Here is a 24,224-nt window from a genome sequence, read left to right as displayed (position 1 = left end):
GAATTAGACAGCATGGCCGCAATTCCTCCGGGTTTATTATACTTTTGGCGATTCAATACCGCGCTAAGATGCGGGCGGCAAACGTTTCGAAAGCGCTTCAATTTCAACGCGCAAAGCGCTGATTTCGTTCCGGATCGCACTTTGGCCGTCTATGACAGTTTGGGTGTCATCTTCGGAATCTTCGTCCACCACACGTACCACAATCGCAACAAATAGGTTGAGCATGGTAAATGTAGCGATCAGCACAAAAGTCAGAAAAAATATCCAAGACCGTCCATGGGTCTCGGCGACCTCTGAGGCGATATCAGGCCACCCCTCTAGGGTCATCACCTGAAAGAGCGTGTACATCGCGCTGAAAACATTACCAAAAAGGTCAGGATGATCACCCCCATAGAGATTCGCGGCAATCACCGCGAAAACATAGACGATCAACAGAATCACCACCCCGACCGACGCAATACCGGGGATGGAATCGAGCAGTGCCGAGACCACCACCCGCATGCGCGGGATCACCGTAATTACCCGCAACACCCGAAGCACCCGGAAGGCGCGCAATGCGGCGAGGCCCGAAGTGGCTGCCCCGATGGAGACCACCACGATCAGGAAATCAAAGACGTTCCAACCATTGCGGAAATAGACCCCGCGATAGGCAATGATGCGGATCCCGATTTCAACCACAAACGCATAGATGATAATGCGATCCAGCGTGACCAAAAGCGGCCCGGCGGCTTCGTCAACGCCGCGAAATGTTTCTGCGCCAAGAATAATGGCGTTGATGACAATCAGGAAAAGAACCGTGGTCTGGAAAATGCGGTTTTCCACAAAACGCTGAAGTTGGGTCTGTGGTTTCGGTTTGCCTGCTGGCCCTAATGCTGGTTTTTCCGAAGAAGCGGCCCCCGACATAACCGATTTACTCCTCTTCGATCCCCAATAACAAAGCACCTAATCGGATTCTGTCCTGTTAGGAAAGTAATGTGAAACATCTGCCCGACGAGTTTCTTGGCAAACCCGAGTGATCATTGGCAAATTACCTAGTAAAGTCGCGGCTCAAACAATTGGCGCGCCTTGCAAATTCCGCTATGCGGGGAGATTACGGGCGGAGTTCAAGCTGGCCTATGCCAAGATATGGCGTCAGACTGGCGACAAACGACGCTTTCATGTTGGACGGCCACACAATAGCCCTGAGTTTTCCGCTCAGGAACGCGGGCTGTATTTAGCCCGAACCAAAGGCGAGTGAACATTACCGTGACCGATCAGAAAGACGAGAATGTGAACGACGAAGTGAAGGCCGATCAGAATACGGGAAATGGGCGTATGCGCTTGAAGGGCATAATCGAAGCTGAAGGTCGCGAAACCACGACTGAGGCCGATAACGACCTTAGCTATATTCGCCATGACGAGCGGCAATGGAACGCCATGAGCCGCCAAATCTGGCAGGTGTCGCGCCTAACCGCTGTTTTCGTTTTCTTTTCTGTCGTCATCGGTCTGCCGCTCGGGAATTACTTTGCCCACCTTCGTATTGAACAACTAAGCGGCCAAGAAGTCCCCTGGTCGCCTTTGGCCGCTTTTCAGCTAGAGACACTGCTCTTTGCCTTTATCATCCCGGCTTTGGTTTTGTTTATTGGTTATGCACTTTCGCGCGTTTTGACGATGCTAAATGCCGCCGAATCTATTGCGGCCGCCGCACAACGCATGACCATGCCCGATGCGTCTGCCGTTCAGAATGTCCAAAGCGTCGGCGCAGTAGTCCAAACGCATATGTCGGCACTCAACGAAGGCTTAGATGGTGCGCTCTCTCGGCTGGCATCGGTCGAAGCTATGATCCGCCAACACGTAGAAGCCATTAGTATTGCCGGCGAAGCCATCGAAACAAAGGCCACGGGCGCTGTTGGCCGGGTCGCCGATGAACGATCAAAATTGATGGAACTAACCGAAAGCCTTAATGCGCATGCGGATAGCTTTGCGGCAGCAATCGCCGAAAAGGCAAGCGCAACCATTGAAAGCCTTCATTCAGCCGAAGCAACGTCACTTCAATCCGAACGCGACTTTGATGATCGCCTGACCCGGCTTGAAGGCGCAGCCGAACGTGCATTCAATAGCTTTGAGTCCCTTCGCGATGCACTTCGTGATGTTGATGAATCCATGCGCAATTCTGCGCAATCTATTGATGCGTCTGCGGAGGAAACGCGAAAAGCCTCAGAGCGAGCAAATGCTGCGGCTGACGCCGCCGCTGAATCGGCAGCCCGCAATGCAGCCAATGTGGCGTCATCGGCGCAACGCGCTGGCGAAGATGCAAGAAAAGCCGCTGACGATGCAATCAAGGCCGCACGCCAACATGCCGAACGCGGTACGCGAGGCGCAATCGAAGCTGCGAGCGAGGAATCGGCTCGTGTGCAAGACGCCGCCTCTAAAGCTCTCGAAGACATTACGCGCACCACCGCCGAGGCCATCGCTGCAGCAAAAGACGGCGCAGAAAAAGCGACCTTAGCCGCACAGGAAGTGTCAGAGGCCGCACAGAGAACCGGCGAAGCCGCAAATAAAGCTTCATCAGATGTCGCAGAAGCGAGCGAGCGTGCGCGCCAGTCATCAGAAGACGCGATCAAGTTTACGGAAAGCGAAGCCTCGCGCATTGAAGAACGCAATCAAGCCCTCGCTGAGGCACGCGCAGCCCTCGAAGAAGAAAACGAACGCCTTGAATCTTTGATCGACGAGCAACGCAAGCGCGCGGACCGCCTCGCCGAAGCGATTGCCTCGCAAACCGACAGGCTTTCCCGTCTCGCCGAAGCGCAGTTGCGTGAACAAGAAGCGTCCGCCCGGCTCGCCGAAGCCCAGAACGAAATTCAGGCCCGGGCCGATCGGCAAGCAGCAGAGAAAAAGAAGGCACAAGAAACCGCGCAAAAAGAACTTGATGCGGCCACGATTAAAAAAGCCGTCAGTGAGTCACATCAAACCATCGACTTAGGCGGCGTCGCCCGGAAAAAATCGCCCCCTACTCAGCCTGTTCAAGCCCCCCAGCGGCCTGCCGCGCGACCAACCCAACCTCCTCAAGCAAAACCTAATACCGGCTCGGGCGCAGCACGGCTAGAAGAATTGGCCCGCGACATTGCAGAGCGTCGACCAGCCAAACAAGCAAAGCGAAAAGAGCCACCAGTAAGCACCACGAAAACGTCACCGCCCGCCGATGCAAAAAGCACAAAGCGTATGAAGAGTGATGTGTCGTGGAAAGAAATACTCGATGCCGCAGATGACAGTGCGCCACTTGATCTTGGAGCGGCAGCAAAAAAAGCTGAGCACGCCAAAAGTAATCAGGACGCGGAAGATGCGATCCGTATCATCGCCACACTCCAGGATTTTACCTATGAACTGGAAACGCGGCTTTATGGCGACCCACCCCCAGCTCTTCAGGATCGGTTTGACCATGGAGACCGAAATGTTTTTGCGAACCGGATTTTGCGCCTGAACGAAGCGGATGTGAAACGGCGAATTCGTTCGGAATCGGCACGCGACCGCGATTTTGAAAATAGCGTTCACCAATTCCTGCAAGGTTTTGAACGGCTACTGGAAGACGCCACCACTTCTGAGACGGCGGACGAAGAGCTTGAGGAGTATCTCAGCTCTCCGTTAGGACGGGTGTATCTTTTGATAGGTGCAACCGTCGGCTATTTCGCTTAAAATCAAAATGATTTTGCCCGCAACTGTTGGCAAATCAATTATTAAGTAAAATTTTACACAGTATTTATTCTCCCGTGATAAATATTTTTGTGTACAGTGCAATGTTGTATCAGTACTGACAAACAGCCCACAAATTAAAGGCTAGGTTTCAGGTTATGAATATCAACTGGAAGTACATCGCGCTTATTTTGATGGCACTTGTTGCCTCTGAACTGTTTTACCTACGTTCCGAGGGCAAGCGCATCGAAGACCTTCGCATGACCACTGTGGACATTTACACGACAAGCATCTCATTAGAACAAGAATTGGGATTTGGCGGCCTGATCCACAATTTCAAAAACTATGTGCTTCGGCCTGACGAAAAACAATATGCCGAGCTTGCGCGTAAAAATGCCTCCCACGCCCTAAACTTGATTGAAAAACTAGAAACCATCTCCGCAGAAATGGGCAATGGCGTCACCCTTCTTCAAACGCGAAAAATTGTCGACACCTATACAAATAACCTCGACGTGATCACAGATCTCCACACACAAGGAATTGCACCTTTCGACATCGATAAAAGTGTTCGGGTTCAAGATGATTTCGCGCTTGAAGAAATTGATAGGTTTACATCTTCTACGGCTAATGCGGTCAATAACCGTTTGCGCAAACTCGAGACAGCAATCAAAACGCAACTCCAGATTATATTTGGTCTGCTGATGTTTGGCGTTCTTTATTTCTGTATAACGCTTAATGGCACCGCCACGCAGTCAGCGAAACTATCGAAGAGCAACAGCGCCCTAAGCGATAGCAATGCCAGCCTGTCCCGTTCAAACCTGGCACTGCGCCAATTTGCGGGCATTGCCTCGCATGATTTGAAATCCCCGATCCGCCATATCAGCCTGTCGTCGGATATGCTGAAGCAGGATATCGACAACCCTGAAAAAGTGTCAGGCCATATAAACACAATTAAACAGGCTGCGGAACGCATGCACCTTTTGTGTTCGAGTTTGCTTGAATTTACGAAGTCGGGTTTTCAAAAACCTGAAATCTCGCGCCTCAATGCGAACGCGATCATTGCGGACACGATCAAAGAGATGGCACCCGAGATCAAACTTAAAGGCGCAGATATTCAACAATGCAGTGCACCGATCATCGATGCAGACCCCGAACTTTTAAAACGGGTTTTTCATAACTTGATCGCCAACAGCCTGAAATACACACATGATGAGCGCCAACCAAAAATCATTATTCAATGCGATACAAATGCTAAAACGGCGACATTTTCTGTCACCGACAATGGGATTGGCATCGCCCCCGAATATTCAGAGAGAATTTTCGAGCCGATGGAACGTCTGCATGGTAAAGACAGCAAATATCCCGGCGTCGGCATCGGGCTATCATTGGTAAAGTCAATTGTCGAAAGCCATGGCGGCTTATGCTGGCTTGATGTAAAGTATTCTCAAGGCACTAGAATCTGTTTTACTCTGCCTATTTCGAAATAATATTAGGGGACATATATTTCGCCCATGAATACTCAATCAAATACTGTCATGCTTGTAGAAGATGATGATATTGATGCAATCGCGCTGGAAAAAGCGATTGAACTTTATTCGTCAGACATAAAAACCATGCGCGCCACAGAAGGTGAAGATGCATTGCGGCAACTTTCCCGCGACCGTCCAGATTTAATTTTGATGGATATTCGCATGCCACGCATGGATGGCCGCACAGCGCTTAACAAAATAAAATCAGACGAGCGACTTAAATCTATTCCCGTCGTGATGATGTCTACGTCAGAGAGCGACGAAGATGTTCATTATTGCTACCAAAATTACGCCAATGCTTATGTCGTTAAACCAATAGGTTTTGATATGAGCACAAAAATGGTCAGCAATATTTTGAACTTTTGGCTAAAAACCGCGATCCAATAACAGCCATGCACGGGTGCGCTTTAACGGCTCGCTGTTGCCCGTGCCTTGTTGCCCTCTTCATAGCTCCAGCGAACAATATCGGCGAGGACATCGCTGAATACTGAGTTGAACGCGCTATAGACATCTGTTGGCTTTAACGAACTGGTGCGCGCTTGTGCATCAAAACGGTTCGCGGCGTAAACGGTGCCCTTACCATTCGTTAGTCGCACATAGATCGAAACAACCGCTTGTTCATCACCATTGCCGACGGACACATCCATCCGGCGAATATCTGTCTGGAGTACAAGGTCTGCAATCGGGATGGCATTGCGATCACCCACCGCAAGAACACGGCCTGCATCTTCGAATGTTTGCACCAGCGCTGTTTGGAAAAGACGCGGCGCACGGTCTGCCCATTCTGCACCGCCAAGATATTCGGTCCGCCCGGGTGCTGGTGTCACCGCAATTCTGACCGTGTCATAAACGCGCGTGGCACGCGGATCATCAATGACCAACGACCATGCGAGCGCGTCACCACTTATGTCGCTGACGCTAGCGGGCGTAATATGAAAGCGGGGTTTCGCGGGCGCAGCCTCTGGCAATACGGAGACGCATCCCATTAACGACAAAGCGGCAAGGCCACCGAGTAATCGCGGAAACATTTTCATCACTCGTCACTTCCTGCATATTCGGGGGCGCGCTCGCCAAAGAAATATGCGTTCGGATCGCGATCAATCTCGCGCAACATAGCATCCAAGGTCCTGAACAATCGACGCGCTTCGCCAAGCGCTGGCGCAACCTGTCCCAAGCCCTGATCGGCAAACACTTTAATCGACGAACGGTTCTCATCGGCAATGCCGCGCAAATCTTCGATAAGCGCACGCGATTGCCCGAGCAACGCATCGACCTCGTCCATCGTCGCGGGCGCATCTTCTTCCATGAAAGTTTGAAGGCCCGTCGCGGCGGCATCAAGCTTGGCCGTCACTTTCGCGAGGTCAGTGGTGATCGCATCAATATTTTCAAGCGTTGTCCCGATCTCATCGCTGTTATCTGCAAACGCGCTGGTCAACACTTCGATATTCGTAATGATGGACGCAATGCCTTCGATATTTTCATCTGACAGCAGACGATTTGCCTGTGCCAAGACATCACCCGACCCCTCAAGAAAGGCCGCAAAGCCCGACGCATCAGCTTTGATCGAAGGAACCCGGTCTTCAGTTTGTTCTTTCAGCAACGGTTTATTCGCGCTACCGCCAACGAATTGAATGATAGCAAGCCCGGTAAAACCCACCAGCTCCAGTTCGGCTTTAGTGTCGATTTTTACGGGCGTATCTTTATCAACGCGAACCCGCGCAATAACAATCGACGGATCTTGCGGGTCAATCGACAAGGTATCCACCTCGCCTTTTTGAATTCCGTTAAAACGCACAGCGGCACCAACCGACAAACCGGAGACGCGTTCCGTGAAAATAATGTCGTATTCATCATATTCCCGCTGCGCTTGACCGAGCCAAAGAATATATAAAAAGGCAGCCCCCATGACGATCATCACGAAGGCACCGATCAGTACATAACTCGCGCGGGTTTCCATTAGCTGTTACTCACATCCCCGAAAGCTCGCTTACGAAGCGAGCGCGGCCCTTCCCCTTGGGCCGGAAAAATACTCCTGAATCCAGGGGTGGTCGTTCCGTCGGACTTCATCCAGCGGACCACACGCAATGACCCGCTTTTCAGCGAGCACCGCCACCCGGTCACAGGTCGAATGTAGCGTATCAAGATCATGGGTTACCATAAACACGGTTAACCCTAAGGATTCCTTGAGATTGACGATCAACTCGTCAAATTTGGCGGCCCCAATGGGGTCCAGCCCGGCTGTCGGCTCGTCCAGAAAGACAATTTCCGGATCCAAAGCCAGTGCGCGCGCCAATCCTGCGCGTTTTTTCATGCCGCCCGATAGCTCAGATGGGTATTTCGCCCCTGCCTCTTCGGGTAAGCCCGACATGGAAATTTTAAGCGCCGCAATATCTTGGGCCAATAATGTACCCATATCCATATGTTCACGGATTGGGGCCATGACGTTTTGAGCAACCGTCATTGACGAAAACAGTGCGCCGCCCTGAAACAACACGCCCCAGCGTTGTTCGATACCTACGCGGGTTTGTTCATCGGCTTGATAATAGTCTTCACCGAAGATGTGGACAGAACCTGCGCTCGGTTTTTTCAGGCCGATGATCGCGCGCATAAGCACAGACTTACCCGTACCAGAACCGCCGACGACCCCGATGATTTCGCTCTGGCGAACTTTAAGGTCCAGATTTTCATGGACAACAAAATCACCAAATTGCGTCTTCAGCCCTTCGACCTCGATCACATATTTTTCTTGCTCTGTGGTCAAAAATCGATCTCCAGATAAAACATCGCAAAGAACGCATCGATGAGAATGACAAGAAACAGCGCTTGCACCACAGAAAGCGTCGTGTGCTTACCAAGTGACTCTGCGCTGCCTTCGACTTCCATGCCCTGATAACAACCGACAACCGCAATCACGAACGCAAAGAACGGTGCTTTAATTAGACCGGCCCAAAAGTGATTGATGACGATCGTTTCCTGAAAGCGAGAAATGAACAATGCGGGCGAGATATCCATCGCCATTGCGGCAACGAGCCCGCCACCGATAAGCCCCAAAATGGCAGCAAGAAACGCTATTGCTGGCACCATGATGATAAGCGCAATCACCCGCGGCAGAACCAAAACTTCGATTGGATCAAGGCCTAAAACCCGCATCGCATCAATTTCTTCGCGGATCTTCATTGACCCAATTTGCGCTGTAAATGCACTGCCCGACCGTCCTGCAATCAAGATCGCGGTCAGCAACACACCAAATTCACGCAACACCGCAATACCAACAAGCTCGACCGTGAAAATATCGGCATTGAACAGGCGCAAAATTTTCGCACCCATAAACGCGACCACCGCACCGATCAAAAATGACATCAACCCAACAATAGGAATTGCGTTCAGTCCCGCTTCTTCCATGTGATGAACAGTCGAGGTCCAGCGCATCCGTGACGGATTCATAAGAACTCGCCAAGCGCTTGCTAAAATGTAACCGACAAAACTGAGGATCGCCTGGCCAGCCTGGATCGCTTCAACAACGCCAAGACCGAGGCGATAAAGCATTGCTTTAAATGCATTCGGGTGAAACGGTTCAACGTGGCACGGCGCGAGATGTTCTTGGATCTGTTGCAGCAATGCCTGCTGTGCGCCATTGGCATTGATAATTTTTGATTCGTCTGTGCGCTCTTGGCAGGCAAGAAATGTCCGCTGAAGCATCATCGCACCAACAGTATCAAGCCGATCCACCGCGCTCATATCAATGATTAGGTCGCGCCCAATAGAATCGTCACCAAAATCGCGTAGTTTTTCGTCTAAAGACCCGAGAAATTTTCCACGCCAATCACCACGGGGGATGAGTTTCAACACACCCCGTGTCATATCAATGTCGAAATCTGCCGCCGAATCCGTCATTATCCAATCTTTCCGAAGGGAATAACCACTCCGGCCTACCCCTTGCAGTGTTATGCTTTAACGCAGGATAATAAATTCATCCTGAATGAAGCATGACCAAAGGCGAAAACCGAGGAAGTTTTGCTCGATCAAGCCTTTATATGGCTAAGTTGAGCGTCAAGTCTGTCACTTAAAGGGGCCTTTCTTGTCTAAACGTATGTTTTCGAAGTCGTTTCAATGGTTAACCGCGCTACCACTGTTGTTGGTAACGGGCGCTTTGGCTGTCATTGCAATAGGCACATTGGCCGGCGCACAATCGCCTGACCATCATTGGCGAGAGAGACTTTTCGATTATTTTCAACGACTTAACCCGTCCGACGGTACGACTGTGGATAATTTCCACCTCGTCCTCATCGACCGTGAGAGCATAGAGGCCGTCGGCCCATGGCCATGGCCGCGTACCGTTTTGGCAAATTTGGTCGAAGCAGCGGGCAGTGCTGGCGCAAAAGGGGTCATATTGACCGAGTCCGTAGACGCTCCTGATCCGCTATCGCCTGAGACAATAGGTGAATTCTGGCTTTCTGGTGCTCGCGACGAAGCCTTAGCGCAACAATTATCGCTATTGCCACACACTGATGAGCGTCTTGCCAAAGCCTTTAGCACAATCAAAGGCGCAGTCGGCGTGTCGCAGACCCCGCCGCTTGATCCGAACCGGGCCACATCATTTGGCCGCGCCGACATTCGATCCGCCGATTGGTTATCGTTTAATGGCAGCGGCGGAGATTATGTTGCCCTGCCCTCTGCCCGGTATTTCTATTCCATCAACCCGACGCTGGCGGCCGCTGCCCAGCCATCGGTCTCGGCGCTTGCAGCAGATGGTGACGGAATTTTACGCCGCGCGCCATTGTTATGGACATTGAACGGAACACCAACGCCATCAGTTGCGCTGGAGGCCGCACGCTTTGCTCTCGATGCCAATAATATCACTGTGACGATCAATCCATCGGCAGCGAACGCCCAAGGTCGAATTATCGATGGCATTCAAATTGGCGACATCGACCTTCCGGTTTCTGAGGCCACAGCCGTTAGACTTTACCTGCCTAAGCGCGTGACCATTCCCTCGACCTCAGCATCACGCCTGATATCAGGCTTGGGCGCGAACGCCCGGGTTGCATCATCCAATAATCAACTATCCGGTGCCGTTGTTCTTATTGGTCTTGATACGGAACTTGGCCCGGCAATTCCCACTGCGCGTGGTGATCTTTCGCCTGCGGCCATTCATGCCCTAACAGCGGCACAAATCACATCAGGCAACGCCCCCACTCGCCCCGGCTGGACGGGCTATATCGAAGCCCTTGCCGTAATGATTTTTGGTGCAGCGGCCATCATGACTGCGCAGCGATTTCAGTTCTGGCAGGCGGCGGGCGTCGCCGCATTGCTCAGCTTGTTCCTGTTGTTAGGCGCTTACATTGCGTTTTCGACAGCAGGGCTGTTGCTCAACCCACTCCCCTCTGCGGCCGCGCTTTTCCTTGGTGCGCTGTCGATTGCAGGCGGAAAATCTATCGGCGGCGTGCTGCGCGATGACAATTTGCGCGGCTCCTTCCACGACACGCTGCCTGAAGACGCCATGAAAAAATTGCGCGAAACACCAGCCAGCGGCGTATTGAACGGCCTTCACAGAGAAATCACAGTCCTTGCTTGTGAATTGCGTCTTGTGGACGAAGATCTGCGTACGATGGAAAACCTGCCGGACGAAATCACCAAACTGCTCGCCGCGGCCAGCCTCGATTTACGCCAAACAATCATCACTGCTGGCGGCGTCGCCGATCAGGCCGAGGGTGGGCGTATCTTTGCCTATTTCAACGCGCCGCTTGAAAAAGCCGACCATGTTCAAGCTGGTTGCGCCGCTGCGCTTCGGTTGATCGAAAGCATGGACAAGGTCAATGCTGACCTTGACGGCTCTAGCCATACACGGGGCTTACAAATCCATTTGGCCATTGGCATTGCGACTGGTGAATGCTTCGTCGGCCCGATGGGGCATGGCCGCAACAATCGCTATTCAGCGATTGGGCCAGCGGTTGATCGTGCGGCGCTTCTTCGTGGTCAGTCAGAATATTATGGTCCTGCGATGATCTGTGATGAGCAGGTCTTCAAAGAATCTCACCACCACTTCGCTTACCTCGAACTAGACCGGTTAAAAATTCGCGGCGAAAAACGACCGATCTCCGTCTATGCGCTCATCGGCAATCCGTTCATCAAGTCGAGCAAAGCCTTCCGTGCCCTTGACGATGCTCACCGCCAGTTGCTTGCCTCTTACCGCGCCGGCGACATGACCAAAGCTGGCGAAATGCTGGCGAAAGCCAAGAGCTCGCCAGGTGCGAAAATTGCGCTGTTCGATATTTACGAAGAACGGATCAAGAAATTCTCGGACGCCGGAACACCTGAAGGATGGGACGGTGCCCATCCCATCGGCGGTTAAGACAACGCTTTCGGGCGCTCTGCGATGGGCAGCAATTCTAGTGGATTAAGGGCCATTTCTTTTGCGAGCGCAGGGTATTCTTTGTATGGGTCAAAAAGCCTAACCGAAAAACCGGTTTCCTCGACACGCCTTACAAATTCATCGCGTTCGTAAATCCGAATATGGTCAGATTGCCCGAACCGACGTTCGCGCTCTTTTGCGTCTGTGATCGAAGGGTCTTCATCCGTACCCATCCCATCAATGGCAAATGGTGCGAGTAAAATTGCTTTACCGCCCGGTTTCAAAACACGCATAACCTCGCGCATTGCCAAGCGGTCATCGGGCACGTGCTCTAGAACATGTGAGCAAATAACAAGATCGAATGACTGATCCGCATATTTCAATGCGGTAATATCCGTCTGCTCTACGCCGTCGATCAAATCATAAACTTCAGGCATGAGGTCACACATGGTGAGGCTCACACGTGGGTATAATTTGATCCAACTCTGAAGCGGATATTCAGGCGCAAAATGTAGGATTTCCGCGTCGCCACGTTGTGACAAAATTTGTTCTTGAAGATACAACAGAATTAACCGCGTGCGCGCACGGCCAGAACAAACGGGACACATATCTTTCGCTGGTCCCATGCCAATAATATTTCGGCTAATTGTTAGTGGGGACTGAAAACCAGTATCAACGAATTCATCAAAATGCGCTCCGCAAAGTGCACAATGTACATCACCGCGATATCTATAGCGACGAACAAACCGACGAAGTCGTTGCTCTAAATTTTCTCGAATTGCTACCGGCATAAAACTTCCTGCTCACCCTGCATTATTTTTCGCACAGCAAGATAAAAACTCAAACTAGATTGATATTAAATTGTAGAGAGTAATAACCTGGCATCACTCAAATAGTTTCCCGCCATCCCAAATACGCGCGACCATAAATGCGCAAATCACGGCGATAGCACCCATTGATGACATCATCAAATAAGCTGGTCCTGCGCCGCCAGCCTGCCATACATAACCGGCGATGACCGTCGCAAGGCCGGTGAAAGCCCCGATGCCAGTGGTCGACATCAAGGTCATCCCTGTATTTACGAGGCGCAATGGCGAAGCACGGTCAAGAAATTCGATCGTCCCGAGGTAAGTCGCAGCAAAGGTAAGCGCATGCAACGTCTGTAGAAGGAATAAAACCGGAAGCGGCGGCTCAAGCGCCACAAAAAACCACCGGACAGTCGCCGCTGCTGCGCCGATGATCAGCAACGTTGCCGGCCCCATTCTACGCGCTATGCCACGTGCCCGTGTCAGCAAAACAATTTCCGCGATCACACCCGTGGCCCACAGCAAGCCGATTGTCAAAGTAGAATAACCCAGCACTTCCCAGCGAAGGAAAGAAAACGCGTAATAAACTGCATGAGCCCCTTGGGTTAGCCCCGCGGCGATCAACACCGTAAGAAAAACAGGACTGGACAACAGCTTCGGTGCCTCGCGCCAAGACACTGGTTTTGCGCCACCACGTCCACCGACACCTTTGGGCAAGAGTAGCGATATCCCGAATGCCGCAACGGCCGCAATCGCCATCACCGGTGCCGCCGCAGAAACACCAACCTGGCCAAGTAATGCGCCGCCCAAAATCGTCGTCACCAAAAAATACGCGGAACCCGCAGCGCGAACCTGACCGTAATTAACCCAGCCGTTTCGATCAGCGCGTAATACCGCCGTGTCCGTCAACGGCACCAACATGCCAAACGTCCAGATGATCAAAGCCGCCGCTGCGCCAATGAGTATTTTCGTCGGTGCAAGAATTAACCCGACACCGCCAAGGGCAAACAAAAATGACATAATTCGCAGGGAACGACGTTCGTCATGTTGGTGGTCTGCCCAAAAAGCCACGAACGGCCCCAACAAAAGACGCGCGATCAATGACGCCCCAGTAATCAGGCCAATTTCAGCGGTCGAAAAACCTTTTTGAAATAACCAGCCTGCGAAAAACGGCAGTTGAATACCCAGTAAAACAAATTGGCCGCCATAGAATCCTGCATATATCACAGAGACAAATCGGCTTTTACTCGGAGTTTGCTCAGTGCTCAAATCGTTATTCACGACTGTCCCGACGCAATATATTCGGCCCAGCCGCGAGCACGTAACTCACAAGCCGGACATTCGCCACAGCCATAACCCCACGCGTGGCGGGCACCCCGAATACCGACATAACAAGTGTGGGAATGTTCATTCACAATCTCCACTAACTTTGTTCCACCCAATCGCTCGGCCAATCGCCAGCTTTCGGCTTTGTCGATACGCATCAACGGTGTTTCCAACGAAAAATTCGCATCCATCCCAAGGCGCAATGCGTCTAGCTGGGCGTTCAATGCGTCTTGACGGCAATCGGGATAGCCAGAAAAATCCGTCTCGCACATGCCAGCCACAAGAACTCCAAGATTGCGGCGATAGGCGAGCCCGCCAGCCAAAGACAGAAATACCAAGTTTCGGCCAGGAACAAATGTCGATGGAAGACCATCATCCGAGAGTACAATTTCGGTTTCATGGGTCATGGCCGTCTCGCCGAGATCACGAAGCCCCGCCGCATCGACCAACGTATCATCGCCTAACTTTGCTGCCCAATCCGGAAAAGCATCGCAAATGGCGCGCTTCACCGCCTGGCGTGCACCCAGTTCAACCGCGTGTCGCTGGCCATAATCGAAGCCAATGGTTTCAACATGCGCGAAGCGAGAAAGCGCCCAAGGTAGTATAATTGAGGAGTCCTGCCCCCCGGAGAACAACACCAAGGCCCGATCTGTCGCGAGTTTTCGCATGTTCACTCCGTCTAACGTCAAGCTGGCGCTGGCTTAATCTTATCGCACCCATTGCGCAACCAAACAGGCTCCGGTCATTGATTTCAGCGCTTTTCGGGCACTAGACTTTGACCAAGTTTCAAAGGAATGCGCATGAGTGATATCACCTTTCTTTATGTCACGGCCCCCAATGGCGAAATAGCAGCTCGGATGGCGCGGGCGTTGGTCCAGGAAAAACTGGTGGCCTGCGCCAATATTCTGGCGGAAATGCGCTCTGTTTATCAGTGGGAGGGAAACGTCGAAATCGCAGCGGAAACGCCGATAATTTTCAAGACAACAGCCGATGCTGCTACCGCGGCTCGCGACCGGATCGTCGCGCTACATCCCCATGAGGTCCCTTGCGTGGTTGCTCTACCCATTGAAAAGCATGGCTCGAATGCAGGTTTTCTCGACTGGATTAACGATAATGTGCAGCCCTGATTTCTAGCGGCTTGGCCTGTCATATTTACGCACTAGTCGCACGTAATCCGCACAGTCTTTGGGTCTGCTCTTGCTATCGTGCGGGCATTGTCTACACAGCGCCCATGTTGAACATTACTAATCTCGATTACCGCGTAGACTCTCGCCCTTTGTTTGAGGGCGCATCTGTCCAGATTTCCGCTGGCTGGAAAGTCGGACTTGTTGGCCGGAACGGCACCGGTAAATCCACCCTGCTTCGCCTTATCCGCGAAGATGTCGCCAACCCCACTGGCGAGTCGTCGATCCGTCTCAACCAGAAAGCCCGGCTTGGCTGGGTGGCGCAGGAAGTCGCGGCCACAGATGAGACGATAATCGAGGTCGTGCTCGCCGCTGACACCGAGCGTCACGCGCTAATGGCTGAGGCGGACACCGCCGAAGACCCTATGCGTATCGCGGAAATTCACACCCGGCTCGTGGATATTGATGCTTGGTCAGCCGAGGCTCGCGCCGCTGAAGTATTAATGGGGCTTGGTTTCACCAATGACGATTTAAGCCGCGCGACAAAAGAATTCTCCGGTGGATGGCGTATGCGTGCCGCCCTTGCCGGTGTGTTATTTTCTCAACCCGATCTGTTGTTGCTGGATGAGCCAACCAATTATCTCGACCTCGAAGGTGCCACATGGCTGGAGGGGTATCTTCGTCGCTACCCCCACACGGTACTGCTGGTGTCGCACGACCGGGAATTGCTCAATCGCTGTGTCACCCACACGCTGGCGCTGGAACACCGACAACTGACCCTTTGCGTTGGCGGCTATGATGCATGGATGAAACTTCGTGCTGCGAAGCTTGCACAACTTGAAAGCCAACGCACCAAACAGGAAGCGGACAAAGCGCACCTACAAGCCTTTGTTGATCGTTTTCGCGCAAAAGCATCAAAAGCCCGTCAGGCTCAGTCGCGTGTCAAAAAACTCGAAAAAATGCAGGACATCACGATCCCGCTCGCCGAAAGAACTGTCCCTTTCCATTTTCCAGCGCCAAAGGACGAACTGTCGCCACCGATGTTGCAGCTCAAAGAAGCTGAACTTGGCTATGGCGATGACGCGGTTATTCTACGCGGTGTCGACCTGCGACTAGATCCCGATGATCGGATCGCAATTGTGGGCGCAAATGGTCAGGGTAAAACCACCTTGGTGAAATCCATCGCACAGCGTTTACCGCTCATGGCTGGTGAATGCACCGCACCAAGATCGATTCGAATTGGGTATTTCTCCCAAGACCAGCTAGATGAATTGACTTTGGGTGACACGGTGCTCGATCATGTTCGCCGCGCCTTGCCCAAAGATACAAGCGTCGGCAAACAGCGCGGGACTGCAGCGCAAATGGGTTTCTCCCACGAAAAGGTCGACACCAAAGTCGAAAACCTTTCTGGCGGGGAGAAGGTCCGGTTACTTCTGGGTTTGATGTCCATGGATAAACCCCATGTCCTCATCCTTGATGAGCCGACATCACACCTTGATATTGATAGCCGCGAAGCCCTGATCTATGCCCTCAATGAATTTCAAGGCGCAGTGCTTTTGATTACGCACGACGTTTTCCTTGCAGAAGCGACAGCGGATCAGTTGTGGCTCGTCAAAAATGGAAAAGCCGAACCGTATAATGGCGACATGGACGACTATCGCGCACTGGTTGCACAGGCCGATCGTGGCTCCTCGTCAAAGGCCGCCTAAGCATTATTTCAATGATTTTGCTTTGATGATGGCGACGCCTAATTTCCGGCGTAGCCTGCGGCGGCGCTGAACTTGGTTCGGCCTTATTTTCCGAGCTTTTGCGTTCATGCGGATAACGGTACGTTCACCGGGCTGATCTGCCTCGCAGTTTTTTTGTCCAACGCTTTACGATCAAGCTTTTGATCATTGGCGCGAAAAAGGCTTTTTGTTGCTACAAGCAAAGCAATCAAAACGATAACCATACCGAGTGCATCGCCTAAACGTTCGAAACTGCGCTTGATCATCCCTACCCCATCAATCCGAATTTTGCGGTAGCTTTTTGATGCCGGATTCATGTGACAAAGTGATGAAAGTTAGACAAAAAAGTATGCGCCCTTCCGCATACGCTCTTCTTAAATTTGGCTAACCCAAATCACCATTCAAAAAGCGCAATCCATACAAATTCCTAGCCCTATATAAGACAGTCATGTGACATATTAAAATTGGTTTGTGCACGCTGTGTTTTCAATTTTTCCGCAATATGTGCGCGTTTGTCATAAATATTTTCCTTGATAAAGACTGCGACAATCACCCAAAAATCAACGCCTAGCCATTTGCATTCGTTTGTGGGTTTGTAACTGTTGGGACGTTTCAGTTGTGCAGAATAGTTCGAACGCACTTACTTTTTGCGACATCACACAATCCTACGCTGCAAAAGGGGGTGGCGTACGGACTTTCCTCTCCGAGAAACGGCGTTTTCTTTTGGACCGCACTGATGCCAATCATTGCTTGATCGTACCCGGTGCCGAAGACCGCATACATCGTGACGGACGCACCACCACAATCGAAATCAAATCACCACACGTTATAGGCAGCCCGAACTACCGATTGTTGGTTCGATCACAAGCCGTACTTCGTGCGTTAGACCTCGTTCGCCCCGATTTGATAGAATGCCAAGATGCATATAACCTTCCCTGGACGGCACTTTTCTACCGAAAGCGCCACCCAACAACCGCGGTCGTTGCTGGTTACCACACGGATTTTCCAACTGTTTATGTCGAAAAGTATCTGGTGCCCCGCGCCGGCAGGTTTACGGCGAGACAGGTTAAATCGCTCGCCTATCGTTATGCCGTCAACCTATATAAGCGCTTTGATGGGTTCTACACTCTGACCCAAATGGCAGCCGAACATTTCGCGCATCTTGGTATCAAAGACGCAGGAATCCTTTCTCTTGGCGCAGACACAACCCTTTTTCATAAGGCACAACGAAGCGAATCTCTGCGCCAGAGCATCGGCGTTCAAGATGATGCTCCGTTATTGATTTATGCGGGCCGGATAGATGGCGAGAAAAAAGCACGCCTGATTGTTGACGCTTTCCGTAAACTGCCGCCTGCATGGAATACACATCTTTTGATGTTGGGCGATGGCAATGAACGGCAAACGCTAATCCGAGAATGCGCAGGTTTAAACGTCCACTTCCCCGGGTTTGTTGATGACCGCGAAATGCTCGCTACCTATCTCGCATCTGCTGATATTTATGTTTCCGCAATGGAGAATGAGACGTTTGGCATTTCAGTCATTGAGGCCCAAGCGGCGGGGTTGCCGGTCGTTGGCGTTCATGCCGGGGCAATGATTGACCGTGTACCCCCTAGCCTTGGTCGCCTTGGCCCATGCGGTGATGCTGAAGCGATGGCGTCAAATATATCGGCGATTTGGATGGATCGCTTATCCGATATCGGAAACCGCGCTCGAACGCATGCGATTGCTAACTTCTCTTGGAAATCTACGTTCGAGACATTGTGTTTTGACATATACGACCAAGCCATGCGTAAGCGTACGTCGCGCAAAATTGTCGACTTTCCCCTTCAATCTGCAAAGGCAAGCTGATGACCGCACCATTCACGCAGCCCCCTCAATATACAAAATCGAACACCCCGCAAAACCGTCAGTTAACGGTAGTTGTTCCATTTTTTAACGAAGAAAAATATATCGCCCGCACATTGGAATCCATATTAGCGCAAGAGCATCAACCCGATGAAATCATTCTTGTAAATAATGGTTCCACAGACAGATCTCTAGAAATTTGCCACGCCTTTAAAGACAAGCACAAAGACATTTTGATTTGCGTTTTGCATGACCCGCGCCCCGGCAAAACAAATGCGCTAGAGACCGGCCTTCGAGCCGTCAATTCTTCTTATGTAGCTTTTGTCGGTGCGGATACATATTACCCACCTCATTATTTTGCACTGGCCATGCGGCTTTTAACCCTGTCAGACGGCGATTTGGTCGGGACTATTGGCATTGGAATACAAAACACACCTGATAGTCTCGCAGGACATGCCAAGCGTCTTAAGGGCGCAGTTGCCGGAATTTTGTTGGCGTGCCAATGTCACTCAGGTGGTTATGGTCATGTCTTCCGTACATCAATAGTACGTAAAGCAGGCGGGTATTCGCGCGAACAATGGCCGTTTGCCCTAGAGGATCATGAAATCGTTCATCGAATGCTTAAGCATGGTCATATCGCTTATCATCGCGACCTATGGTGCAAGACGTCTGACAGGCGTAGCAACCGAAAATCTGTGTCGTGGAATTGGTTTGAAGTGACGCTCTATCACTTAACGCCTTATGCGCTCAAAGACTGGTATTTTTATCGCTTCTTAAAATCCCGATTTCACCAACGGCATGTTTTAAGCGCTTACCTGCGTGCGCAGCCATGGCAAAGCCAGGCCGAGGTCTAACCTTCGGGCGACGACTTATTTTCGGTCATTCGCGAAACCCAATCGGCGACATCGCGCCAGACTGTTTCGCCCTGAAGGTCACGAAACAACAGGTGCCAGCCATCGGGGTATCGCCGTATAGTGACATCGCCCGAAAGACGCATCGCAGTTTTCTCCATAGCTTTGAGCGGGATGATTTCGTCTTTCTCGCCCATCAAAAATAAAATATTACCGTCTATTTCATCCGCTCCCTCATAGGCAGTACCCATGACCCGGATCACACCAACGATAGCATCAAGGCGGGTTTCCTTGACCACATGCTGATCATAATACATCGCCCGCAAAAGCTCTATATTATCCGATGCCTGACGATCAGCCCTCTCGCCGGTAAGCGTTTTTCCCGGCGCAAATGTCGCCGCGAAATTGGCTGATAACCGATACGGTATCGGCAACGCAGAGCCGCCCCAAATGCCGGGTGCCGCCAGAATAAAGCCGTCAACGTTCAACGGATTTTTCAATTGCGCGCTCATAACAACGGCCGCACCCATGGAATGTCCGACGACGAACACCGGCGTGTTTGGATGCCGATAATGAACTGCTTTTATCAACCCCGTTAAGTCAGCAATCAGCGTATCCTGCCCGACCCAATGACCAAATTGCGGTGAGCGGCCAAAGCCGCGCTGATCAAGCGCATAAGTGGTGATCCCCGCATGATCGGCCCAATAACGTCCGGGCAAGGCAAAAGCATGGGCGTAATCGTTCATCCCGTGCAGCGCGATGAAAATAGCCGTGGGCTGTTCGGCTTCCCAAATATCGAGCGTTAAGTGCGCACCATCGCGCGCAACAAACCGATTGCCTTCGATGTTTGGTGTCTGCACCGCTTGCGGCGCGTCGGGAAAAGATACACAGCCGCAAAGCGAAACCAGAATGAACAATAAAAAAATTCGCATAAGTCCAGCTCAAGAAAAACTGAACCTTATGACGATTGCTGCGTTAATCCAATTGGAACTGTGTTTCGAGCTTGGAAAGCGCCGCGCCGAAAATTTCTGCATCCTCTGGCGATAACACCGAAAGCAAACGTCGTTCATAATCGAGCGCGAGCGCTGCAATTCGGTCGAACAATGCCCGCCCAACCGGAGAAAGCGACATCGCCGAAACGCGCCGATCATCCGGGTCAGGTGCGCGCTCAACGATACCTTTGTGCTCTAAGCTAGTGACTGCGCGCGAAACGCTCATCTTATCCATAGGCGTACGACGGACCACGTCGCGCGCGGCCACCCGTTCATGCTGAGCGATCACCGCCAGCACGCGCCATTCGGGAATGGTGATGTTTTCATCTTCATAGGCCTTGGCCAAGCGCTGAGAAATCGCATGCCCAAGGGCGACGATACGATAGGGCGCAAATTCTTCGAGAATGATCTCTTTGCGCCCATTGGCAGGCTCATCGATATTGCGTTCTGCCATCTAGCTTACCTTTAAGCCGTTTCTTTTAATACGCCGCGACGAATTTGGTCTTCTTCGATTGATTCGAACAGCGCCTTAAAGTTCCCTTCACCGAAACCTTCATTGCCTTTGCGCTGAATGATCTCGTAGAAAATCGGCCCAATAGCATCTTGCGTAAAGATTTGCAGTAACAATCCCTGCCCTTGGGTCGGTGCGCCGTCAATCAAGATACGATTTTTCTTGAGGCGTTCGAGATCCTCACCATGATCGCCGACGCGCTCATCAATTTTTTCGTAATAGGTGTCGGGTGTATCCTGAAACGGCACATCACGTTCGCGCAGCGCTTCAACCGTTTTATAAATATCACCAGTCCCCAACGCGATATGCTGAATACCTTCGCCATTATAGCGCTGAAGAAATTCTTCGATCTGGGATTTATCGTCGCGACTTTCATTAAGCGGTATACGGATTTTCCCGCATGGTGCCGTCATCGCTTTTGAGATAAGGCCGGTTTGCTTACCTTCAATGTCGAAATAACGAATTTCGCGGAAGTTGAAAATATCTTCGTAATAGGCCGCCCATTTATCCATATTTCCACGATGTAGATTATGGGTAAGGTGATCAATATAGGTCAGTCCTTTATCATTTTTGGCAAGGTCGGCCCCCTCGATTGGCGCAAAGTCCACATCATAAATTGACTTCGCGCCATATCGATCAACGAGATATACATTCAACCCGCCAATGCCTTCGATACCCGGAATGTTTAACTCCATCGGGCCCGCTTTTGCTTCGATTGGTTTTGCGCCGCGCTTTACCGCTTCATCGAACGCTTTTTGCGCATCCTTCACTCGAAAGGCCATCGCATTCGCGCCCGCCCCGTGTTGGTTGCGGAATACATTCGGCTGGCCGGCTTGTTCACGATTCAACAGAAAGTTGATGTCGCCCTGACGGTAATGAATCACGTCTTTTGAACGATGCTTGCCGATCGCCGTAAAACCAAGGCGTTCAAACAGTGTCCCAAGCTCATCAGGATTGCTGCTTGTATATTCCACAAACTCGAACCCATCCGTACCGATGGGGTTTTCGAAAAGATCAGCCATGATAATACCTCGCCTATAAGTGGATATTGATTTGTGCAGTTAGTAACATATGTTACCTTTTTGCAGCAAGCCTGTTTTCGCAATTATACCCAAGAGGTTTAGAGGCCCATGAAATTGTTTGGTTATTGGCGATCTAGCGCTAGCTATCGCGTCCGCATCGCCTTGGCGCTCAAGAACATTCCCTATGATTATGAGCCCGTGAATCTCCTCAAGGGGGAACAAAAAAGCGATGCCTATTTAGCGCGCAATCCACTCGCGGTCGTACCGACCCTAGAAACCAATGACGGCGCACTCATCACGCAATCAATGGCGATCATCGAATATCTCGACGAAGAATATCCTGAAACAACACTTTTACCCGGCAACGCGGTCGCCCGCGCCAATGCGCGCGCCATCGCGCAAACGATTGCCTGCGAGGCGCAACCTTTCGGAAACCTCCGTATCCAGAAATATCTACGCGAGACGAGTGGCTTTGATGATCAAGCAATGTCTAACTGGATGAACACGTGGCCGGGAGGCGCAATGAAAGCCGCAGAAAAAATCATCAATCGAACTGGTGGTGATTTTTGTGTGGGTGACACGCCTAGCCTCGCGGACTGCATATTGGTACCACAGATGTTCGCGTCACTGCGCTTTGGAGTTGATATTTCGCAAATGCCTCGTTTGAATGAAATCAATGAACGGTGCTTAAAACATCCGGCCTTTATAAAAGCACACCCCGACAACCAACCCGACGCTGTGAAGAGTTAAAAATGGAACCACTAATTTTTGCGATTGGCGACAAGACCCCAAAAATCCACGAAACCGCATTCATCGCCCCCGGCGCAGTCGTTTGCGGTGATGTCGAAGTGCATGAGAATGCGTCGGTTTGGTATGGTTGTGTTGTGCGCGGCGACACCAACAAGATTGTTGTGGGCAAAGGGTCCAATGTTCAAGACGGCACGATCATTCATGTGGACGATCCACAATGGGGCGGCTTGCCGACTCTCATCGGCGAAAACGTTTTGATCGGCCACAAATGCATGTTGCACGGAGCAAAAATAGAAGATGGTGGCTTCGTCGGTATGGGCGCAACCATGCTGGATGGCTCTGTTATACAATCCGGCGGGATGCTCGCCGCCGGCGCATTTCTTTCGCCTAAAAAAATCGTGCCTACCGGCGAAATGTGGGCGGGAATGCCCGCCAAAAAGTTCCGCGATATGCGCGAAGGCGAAGATACAATGGCAACGCTCGGCGCTGGCCACTATGTAGAGGAAGCCCGCGCGCATATGGAGGCCCTAGCAAAGCGCTAGAAATTAATACGCTGTTGAATTTCCGTGACAATTAACGGCGTCCCATCCATTGGCGTCCGCGTGAATGGATCCGCATTTTCAGCAAACGGAACAATCTCGCCACGTTTTTTCAATTCGCTGATAAACCACTGCATTTTCGGCGCTAGCCCGCGTGGACACCACGCATAGACGCCAACATTCGTAGCTAATGCTTCGCTGGTCATGTTGTGACTGTCTGCCGCCACCACCAATGCAGCAGCGTGGGCGAGAATATCAATATACGGATTATCGCCCTGCCCGTCCCAAATATGTACCCGATTATGCCGAACAGCACTTTGCAACCTATTGAGAAATAATTGTGGCGTCCGGCGTGACGGCGTGATCGCGATGGCCGCATAGTCGCGCCCTGCTATTGAAAGCCGCGCACCAAGATCCGCTGCCTCTTTTTCCGTGTAGCGTGCCCCGCCACTTGGCCCACCGAGTACGACGCCCAGAAACGGTGATGCATAGGGGGATGCGTTATTTTGAGCCTTGGCAATTTTTGGTGTCAGGCCATGGGGCGACGTCAGCGTTGAAACCACATTCGGTGCCGTGACCCGGTCATGCTGGGGTATCCAGATTACATCTGCATATCTCCGCCCCAAACGCGGGTCTTTTAGAATCACAATCCGTGTCTGACCGTCGCTCGCTTTTTTTAGGGCTCTAGCGTGCGGAATTGCGCGGCGGCCCGAAAAAATCGCCAATTCCGGTGCCTCTCCGGCAAGCGGGCCGGTTGTCAGCCCCGGCTGTTCCTGGGGGTCCACCGGGCCCCATGGCGCGAAATGCGCCCAAGGCGCGCGGGGCGCAACGATCCGCTGATCAAAGCCGGGATCGAGGTACTTTGCGATGGCTAGGCATTGGACGTCGTCGCCAATTTTTCCATCGGTTAGCACCCAAATTTTCGCATCTGCAGAATTCACAAATTTTCCCTCTTCAATCCCGGTTACCATGTTCCGCCCCTCATGAGCGAAGGAAAAACCCCGGAAATTGGTCGAAAATCGTAGCAAAAAAATGCGTTTCGTTGGAACTTTCGATCAGCACGGTGTTAGAAACAAACTATTTTCGATTTCTATCGCGATTCAGATGTTGCGCCGCAATATTCAGTTGCGCGGGGACCGAATCTCGACGCACACTAAGGCGACACGCGGCGATATGGCTAA

Annotated in this window: 23 protein-coding genes; 10 read left to right on the top strand and 13 right to left on the bottom strand. The window is 51.6% G+C overall.

What is annotated here, in order from left to right:
• Positions 1-63: 63 nt before the first annotated feature.
• Complete coding sequence (locus ABFZ84_RS08450) at positions 64-903, bottom strand: ion transporter (RefSeq protein ID WP_369313553.1); 840 nt, start codon at positions 901-903, stop codon at positions 64-66.
• 342 nt (positions 904-1,245) lie between these two features.
• Here ABFZ84_RS08450 and ABFZ84_RS08445 point away from each other — a divergent pair, with 342 nt between their 5' ends.
• The 3 genes from ABFZ84_RS08445 (at position 1,246) to ABFZ84_RS08435 (ending at position 5,585) form a co-directional block, all read left to right on the top strand.
• Complete coding sequence (locus ABFZ84_RS08445) at positions 1,246-3,672, top strand: coiled-coil domain-containing protein (RefSeq protein WP_369313552.1); 2,427 nt, start codon at positions 1,246-1,248, stop codon at positions 3,670-3,672.
• A gap of 155 nt (positions 3,673-3,827) precedes the next feature.
• Complete coding sequence (locus ABFZ84_RS08440; RefSeq protein WP_369313551.1) at positions 3,828-5,156, top strand: sensor histidine kinase; 1,329 nt, start codon at positions 3,828-3,830, stop codon at positions 5,154-5,156.
• 24 nt (positions 5,157-5,180) lie between these two features.
• A complete protein-coding gene (locus ABFZ84_RS08435; RefSeq protein ID WP_369313550.1) occupies positions 5,181-5,585 on the top strand; it encodes a response regulator in 405 nt (134 codons plus the stop codon).
• A gap of 20 nt (positions 5,586-5,605) precedes the next feature.
• Here ABFZ84_RS08435 and ABFZ84_RS08430 read toward each other — a convergent pair whose 3' ends face one another.
• The 4 genes from ABFZ84_RS08430 to ABFZ84_RS08415 are packed head-to-tail and all read right to left on the bottom strand — an operon-like array spanning position 5,606 to position 9,092.
• Positions 5,606-6,232: an ABC-type transport auxiliary lipoprotein family protein gene (locus tag ABFZ84_RS08430; RefSeq protein WP_369313549.1), complete on the bottom strand. Its 627-nt coding sequence runs from the start codon at positions 6,230-6,232 to the stop codon at positions 5,606-5,608.
• Positions 6,232-7,155 carry an MlaD family protein gene (locus ABFZ84_RS08425; RefSeq protein WP_369313548.1) on the bottom strand — a complete coding sequence of 308 codons (924 nt, stop codon included), beginning with the start codon at positions 7,153-7,155 and terminating at the stop codon, positions 6,232-6,234. Before ABFZ84_RS08425 ends, ABFZ84_RS08430 begins: the two co-directional genes overlap by 1 nt.
• A gap of 30 nt (positions 7,156-7,185) precedes the next feature.
• Positions 7,186-7,959, bottom strand: coding sequence for an ABC transporter ATP-binding protein (locus tag ABFZ84_RS08420; protein ID WP_369313546.1), 774 nt, complete (start codon positions 7,957-7,959; stop codon positions 7,186-7,188).
• Entirely contained in the window at positions 7,956-9,092 is a 1,137-nt protein-coding gene (locus ABFZ84_RS08415; RefSeq protein ID WP_369313545.1) for an MlaE family ABC transporter permease, read from the bottom strand. Before ABFZ84_RS08415 ends, ABFZ84_RS08420 begins: the two co-directional genes overlap by 4 nt.
• A 184-nt stretch (positions 9,093-9,276) precedes the next feature.
• On the opposite strand from ABFZ84_RS08415, the gene ABFZ84_RS08410 reads away from it, so the two are divergent.
• Complete coding sequence (locus ABFZ84_RS08410; RefSeq protein WP_369313544.1) at positions 9,277-11,550, top strand: CHASE2 domain-containing protein; 2,274 nt, start codon at positions 9,277-9,279, stop codon at positions 11,548-11,550.
• Here ABFZ84_RS08410 and ABFZ84_RS08405 read toward each other — a convergent pair.
• The 3 genes from ABFZ84_RS08405 to queC form a co-directional block, all read right to left on the bottom strand.
• Positions 11,547-12,341, bottom strand: coding sequence for a class I SAM-dependent methyltransferase (locus ABFZ84_RS08405; protein ID WP_369313543.1), 795 nt, complete (start codon positions 12,339-12,341; stop codon positions 11,547-11,549). The two genes, ABFZ84_RS08410 and ABFZ84_RS08405, sit on opposite strands and share 4 nt — an antisense overlap.
• A 93-nt stretch (positions 12,342-12,434) precedes the next feature.
• Positions 12,435-13,637, bottom strand: a complete 1,203-nt coding sequence (locus tag ABFZ84_RS08400) for an MFS transporter (RefSeq protein WP_369313542.1) — start codon at positions 13,635-13,637, stop codon at positions 12,435-12,437.
• Positions 13,634-14,350 carry a 7-cyano-7-deazaguanine synthase QueC gene (gene queC / locus ABFZ84_RS08395; RefSeq protein WP_369313541.1) on the bottom strand — a complete coding sequence of 239 codons (717 nt, stop codon included), beginning with the start codon at positions 14,348-14,350 and terminating at the stop codon, positions 13,634-13,636. Before queC ends, ABFZ84_RS08400 begins: the two co-directional genes overlap by 4 nt.
• A 132-nt stretch (positions 14,351-14,482) precedes the next feature.
• On the opposite strand from queC, the gene cutA reads away from it, so the two are divergent.
• Entirely contained in the window at positions 14,483-14,809 is a 327-nt protein-coding gene (gene cutA, locus ABFZ84_RS08390; RefSeq protein WP_369313539.1) for a divalent-cation tolerance protein CutA, read from the top strand.
• Positions 14,810-14,913: 104 nt separating this feature from the next.
• The gene (locus tag ABFZ84_RS08385) at positions 14,914-16,515 is read left to right on the top strand and encodes an ABC-F family ATP-binding cassette domain-containing protein (protein ID WP_369313538.1); all 1,602 of its coding nucleotides are present in this window, start codon (positions 14,914-14,916) and stop codon (positions 16,513-16,515) included.
• Between the two features lie 104 nt (positions 16,516-16,619).
• On the opposite strand, the gene ABFZ84_RS08380 is transcribed toward ABFZ84_RS08385, so the two are convergent.
• Entirely contained in the window at positions 16,620-16,799 is a 180-nt protein-coding gene (locus tag ABFZ84_RS08380) for a hypothetical protein (RefSeq protein WP_369313537.1), read from the bottom strand.
• A 352-nt stretch (positions 16,800-17,151) separates the two neighbouring features.
• Between ABFZ84_RS08380 and ABFZ84_RS08375 the strand changes: the two genes are divergently transcribed.
• Positions 17,152-18,381 (top strand): glycosyltransferase, encoded by a 1,230-nt coding sequence (locus ABFZ84_RS08375; protein WP_369313536.1) that lies wholly within the window; start codon positions 17,152-17,154, stop codon positions 18,379-18,381.
• Positions 18,381-19,232: a glycosyltransferase family 2 protein gene (locus ABFZ84_RS08370; RefSeq protein WP_369313535.1), complete on the top strand. Its 852-nt coding sequence runs from the start codon at positions 18,381-18,383 to the stop codon at positions 19,230-19,232. The genes ABFZ84_RS08375 and ABFZ84_RS08370 overlap by 1 nt, the downstream gene beginning before the upstream one ends.
• Here ABFZ84_RS08370 and ABFZ84_RS08365 read toward each other — a convergent pair.
• From ABFZ84_RS08365 to hppD, 3 genes are read right to left on the bottom strand one after another with little or no spacing between them, the layout of a single operon-like run.
• Positions 19,229-20,161 carry an alpha/beta fold hydrolase gene (locus ABFZ84_RS08365; protein WP_369313534.1) on the bottom strand — a complete coding sequence of 311 codons (933 nt, stop codon included), beginning with the start codon at positions 20,159-20,161 and terminating at the stop codon, positions 19,229-19,231. The genes ABFZ84_RS08370 and ABFZ84_RS08365 overlap by 4 nt on opposite strands.
• Positions 20,162-20,204: 43 nt before the next feature.
• Positions 20,205-20,675 (bottom strand): MarR family winged helix-turn-helix transcriptional regulator, encoded by a 471-nt coding sequence (locus ABFZ84_RS08360; protein WP_369313533.1) that lies wholly within the window; start codon positions 20,673-20,675, stop codon positions 20,205-20,207.
• Positions 20,676-20,686: 11 nt separating this feature from the next.
• Complete coding sequence (gene hppD / locus ABFZ84_RS08355) at positions 20,687-21,754, bottom strand: 4-hydroxyphenylpyruvate dioxygenase (protein ID WP_369313532.1); 1,068 nt, start codon at positions 21,752-21,754, stop codon at positions 20,687-20,689.
• Between the two features lie 108 nt (positions 21,755-21,862).
• Here hppD and maiA point away from each other — a divergent pair, with 108 nt between their 5' ends.
• Both maiA and ABFZ84_RS08345 read left to right on the top strand, forming a co-directional pair.
• Positions 21,863-22,504, top strand: a complete 642-nt coding sequence (gene maiA, locus ABFZ84_RS08350) for a maleylacetoacetate isomerase (protein ID WP_369313531.1) — start codon at positions 21,863-21,865, stop codon at positions 22,502-22,504.
• Positions 22,505-22,506: 2 nt separating this feature from the next.
• Positions 22,507-23,046 (top strand): gamma carbonic anhydrase family protein, encoded by a 540-nt coding sequence (locus ABFZ84_RS08345; protein ID WP_369313530.1) that lies wholly within the window; start codon positions 22,507-22,509, stop codon positions 23,044-23,046.
• Here ABFZ84_RS08345 and ABFZ84_RS08340 read toward each other — a convergent pair.
• Positions 23,043-24,014, bottom strand: coding sequence for a mitochondrial fission ELM1 family protein (locus tag ABFZ84_RS08340; protein ID WP_369313529.1), 972 nt, complete (start codon positions 24,012-24,014; stop codon positions 23,043-23,045). The two genes, ABFZ84_RS08345 and ABFZ84_RS08340, sit on opposite strands and share 4 nt — an antisense overlap.
• Positions 24,015-24,224: the final 210 nt, after the last annotated feature.

Origin of the sequence: Hyphococcus lacteus (assembly GCF_041058985.1) — a bacterium.
GTDB classification, from domain to species: domain Bacteria; phylum Pseudomonadota; class Alphaproteobacteria; order Caulobacterales; family Parvularculaceae; genus Hyphococcus; species Hyphococcus lacteus.
This window is presented reverse-complemented; position numbering and strand designations above follow the sequence as displayed.

Bases quoted from the DNA above. Each gene is read 5' to 3' on its own strand.
- ABFZ84_RS08450 (WP_369313553.1), bottom strand. From the start codon at position 903: ATGTCGGGGGCCGCTTCTTCGGAAAAACCAGCATTAGGGCCAGCAGGC.
- ABFZ84_RS08440 (WP_369313551.1), top strand. From the start codon at position 3,828: ATGAATATCAACTGGAAGTACATCGCGCTTATTTTGATGGCACTTGTT.
- ABFZ84_RS08435 (WP_369313550.1), top strand. From the start codon at position 5,181: ATGAATACTCAATCAAATACTGTCATGCTTGTAGAAGATGATGATATT.
- ABFZ84_RS08430 (WP_369313549.1), bottom strand. From the start codon at position 6,232: ATGAAAATGTTTCCGCGATTACTCGGTGGCCTTGCCGCTTTGTCGTTA.
- ABFZ84_RS08425 (WP_369313548.1), bottom strand. From the start codon at position 7,155: ATGGAAACCCGCGCGAGTTATGTACTGATCGGTGCCTTCGTGATGATC.
- ABFZ84_RS08415 (WP_369313545.1), bottom strand. From the start codon at position 9,092: ATGACGGATTCGGCGGCAGATTTCGACATTGATATGACACGGGGTGTG.
- ABFZ84_RS08405 (WP_369313543.1), bottom strand. From the start codon at position 12,341: ATGCCGGTAGCAATTCGAGAAAATTTAGAGCAACGACTTCGTCGGTTT.
- queC (WP_369313541.1), bottom strand. From the start codon at position 14,350: ATGCGAAAACTCGCGACAGATCGGGCCTTGGTGTTGTTCTCCGGGGGG.
- cutA (WP_369313539.1), top strand. From the start codon at position 14,483: ATGAGTGATATCACCTTTCTTTATGTCACGGCCCCCAATGGCGAAATA.
- ABFZ84_RS08385 (WP_369313538.1), top strand. From the start codon at position 14,914: ATGTTGAACATTACTAATCTCGATTACCGCGTAGACTCTCGCCCTTTG.
- ABFZ84_RS08380 (WP_369313537.1), bottom strand. From the start codon at position 16,799: ATGATCAAGCGCAGTTTCGAACGTTTAGGCGATGCACTCGGTATGGTT.
- ABFZ84_RS08370 (WP_369313535.1), top strand. From the start codon at position 18,381: ATGACCGCACCATTCACGCAGCCCCCTCAATATACAAAATCGAACACC.
- ABFZ84_RS08365 (WP_369313534.1), bottom strand. From the start codon at position 20,161: ATGCGAATTTTTTTATTGTTCATTCTGGTTTCGCTTTGCGGCTGTGTA.
- ABFZ84_RS08360 (WP_369313533.1), bottom strand. From the start codon at position 20,675: ATGGCAGAACGCAATATCGATGAGCCTGCCAATGGGCGCAAAGAGATC.
- hppD (WP_369313532.1), bottom strand. From the start codon at position 21,754: ATGGCTGATCTTTTCGAAAACCCCATCGGTACGGATGGGTTCGAGTTT.
- maiA (WP_369313531.1), top strand. From the start codon at position 21,863: ATGAAATTGTTTGGTTATTGGCGATCTAGCGCTAGCTATCGCGTCCGC.
- ABFZ84_RS08345 (WP_369313530.1), top strand. From the start codon at position 22,507: ATGGAACCACTAATTTTTGCGATTGGCGACAAGACCCCAAAAATCCAC.
- ABFZ84_RS08340 (WP_369313529.1), bottom strand. From the start codon at position 24,014: ATGGTAACCGGGATTGAAGAGGGAAAATTTGTGAATTCTGCAGATGCG.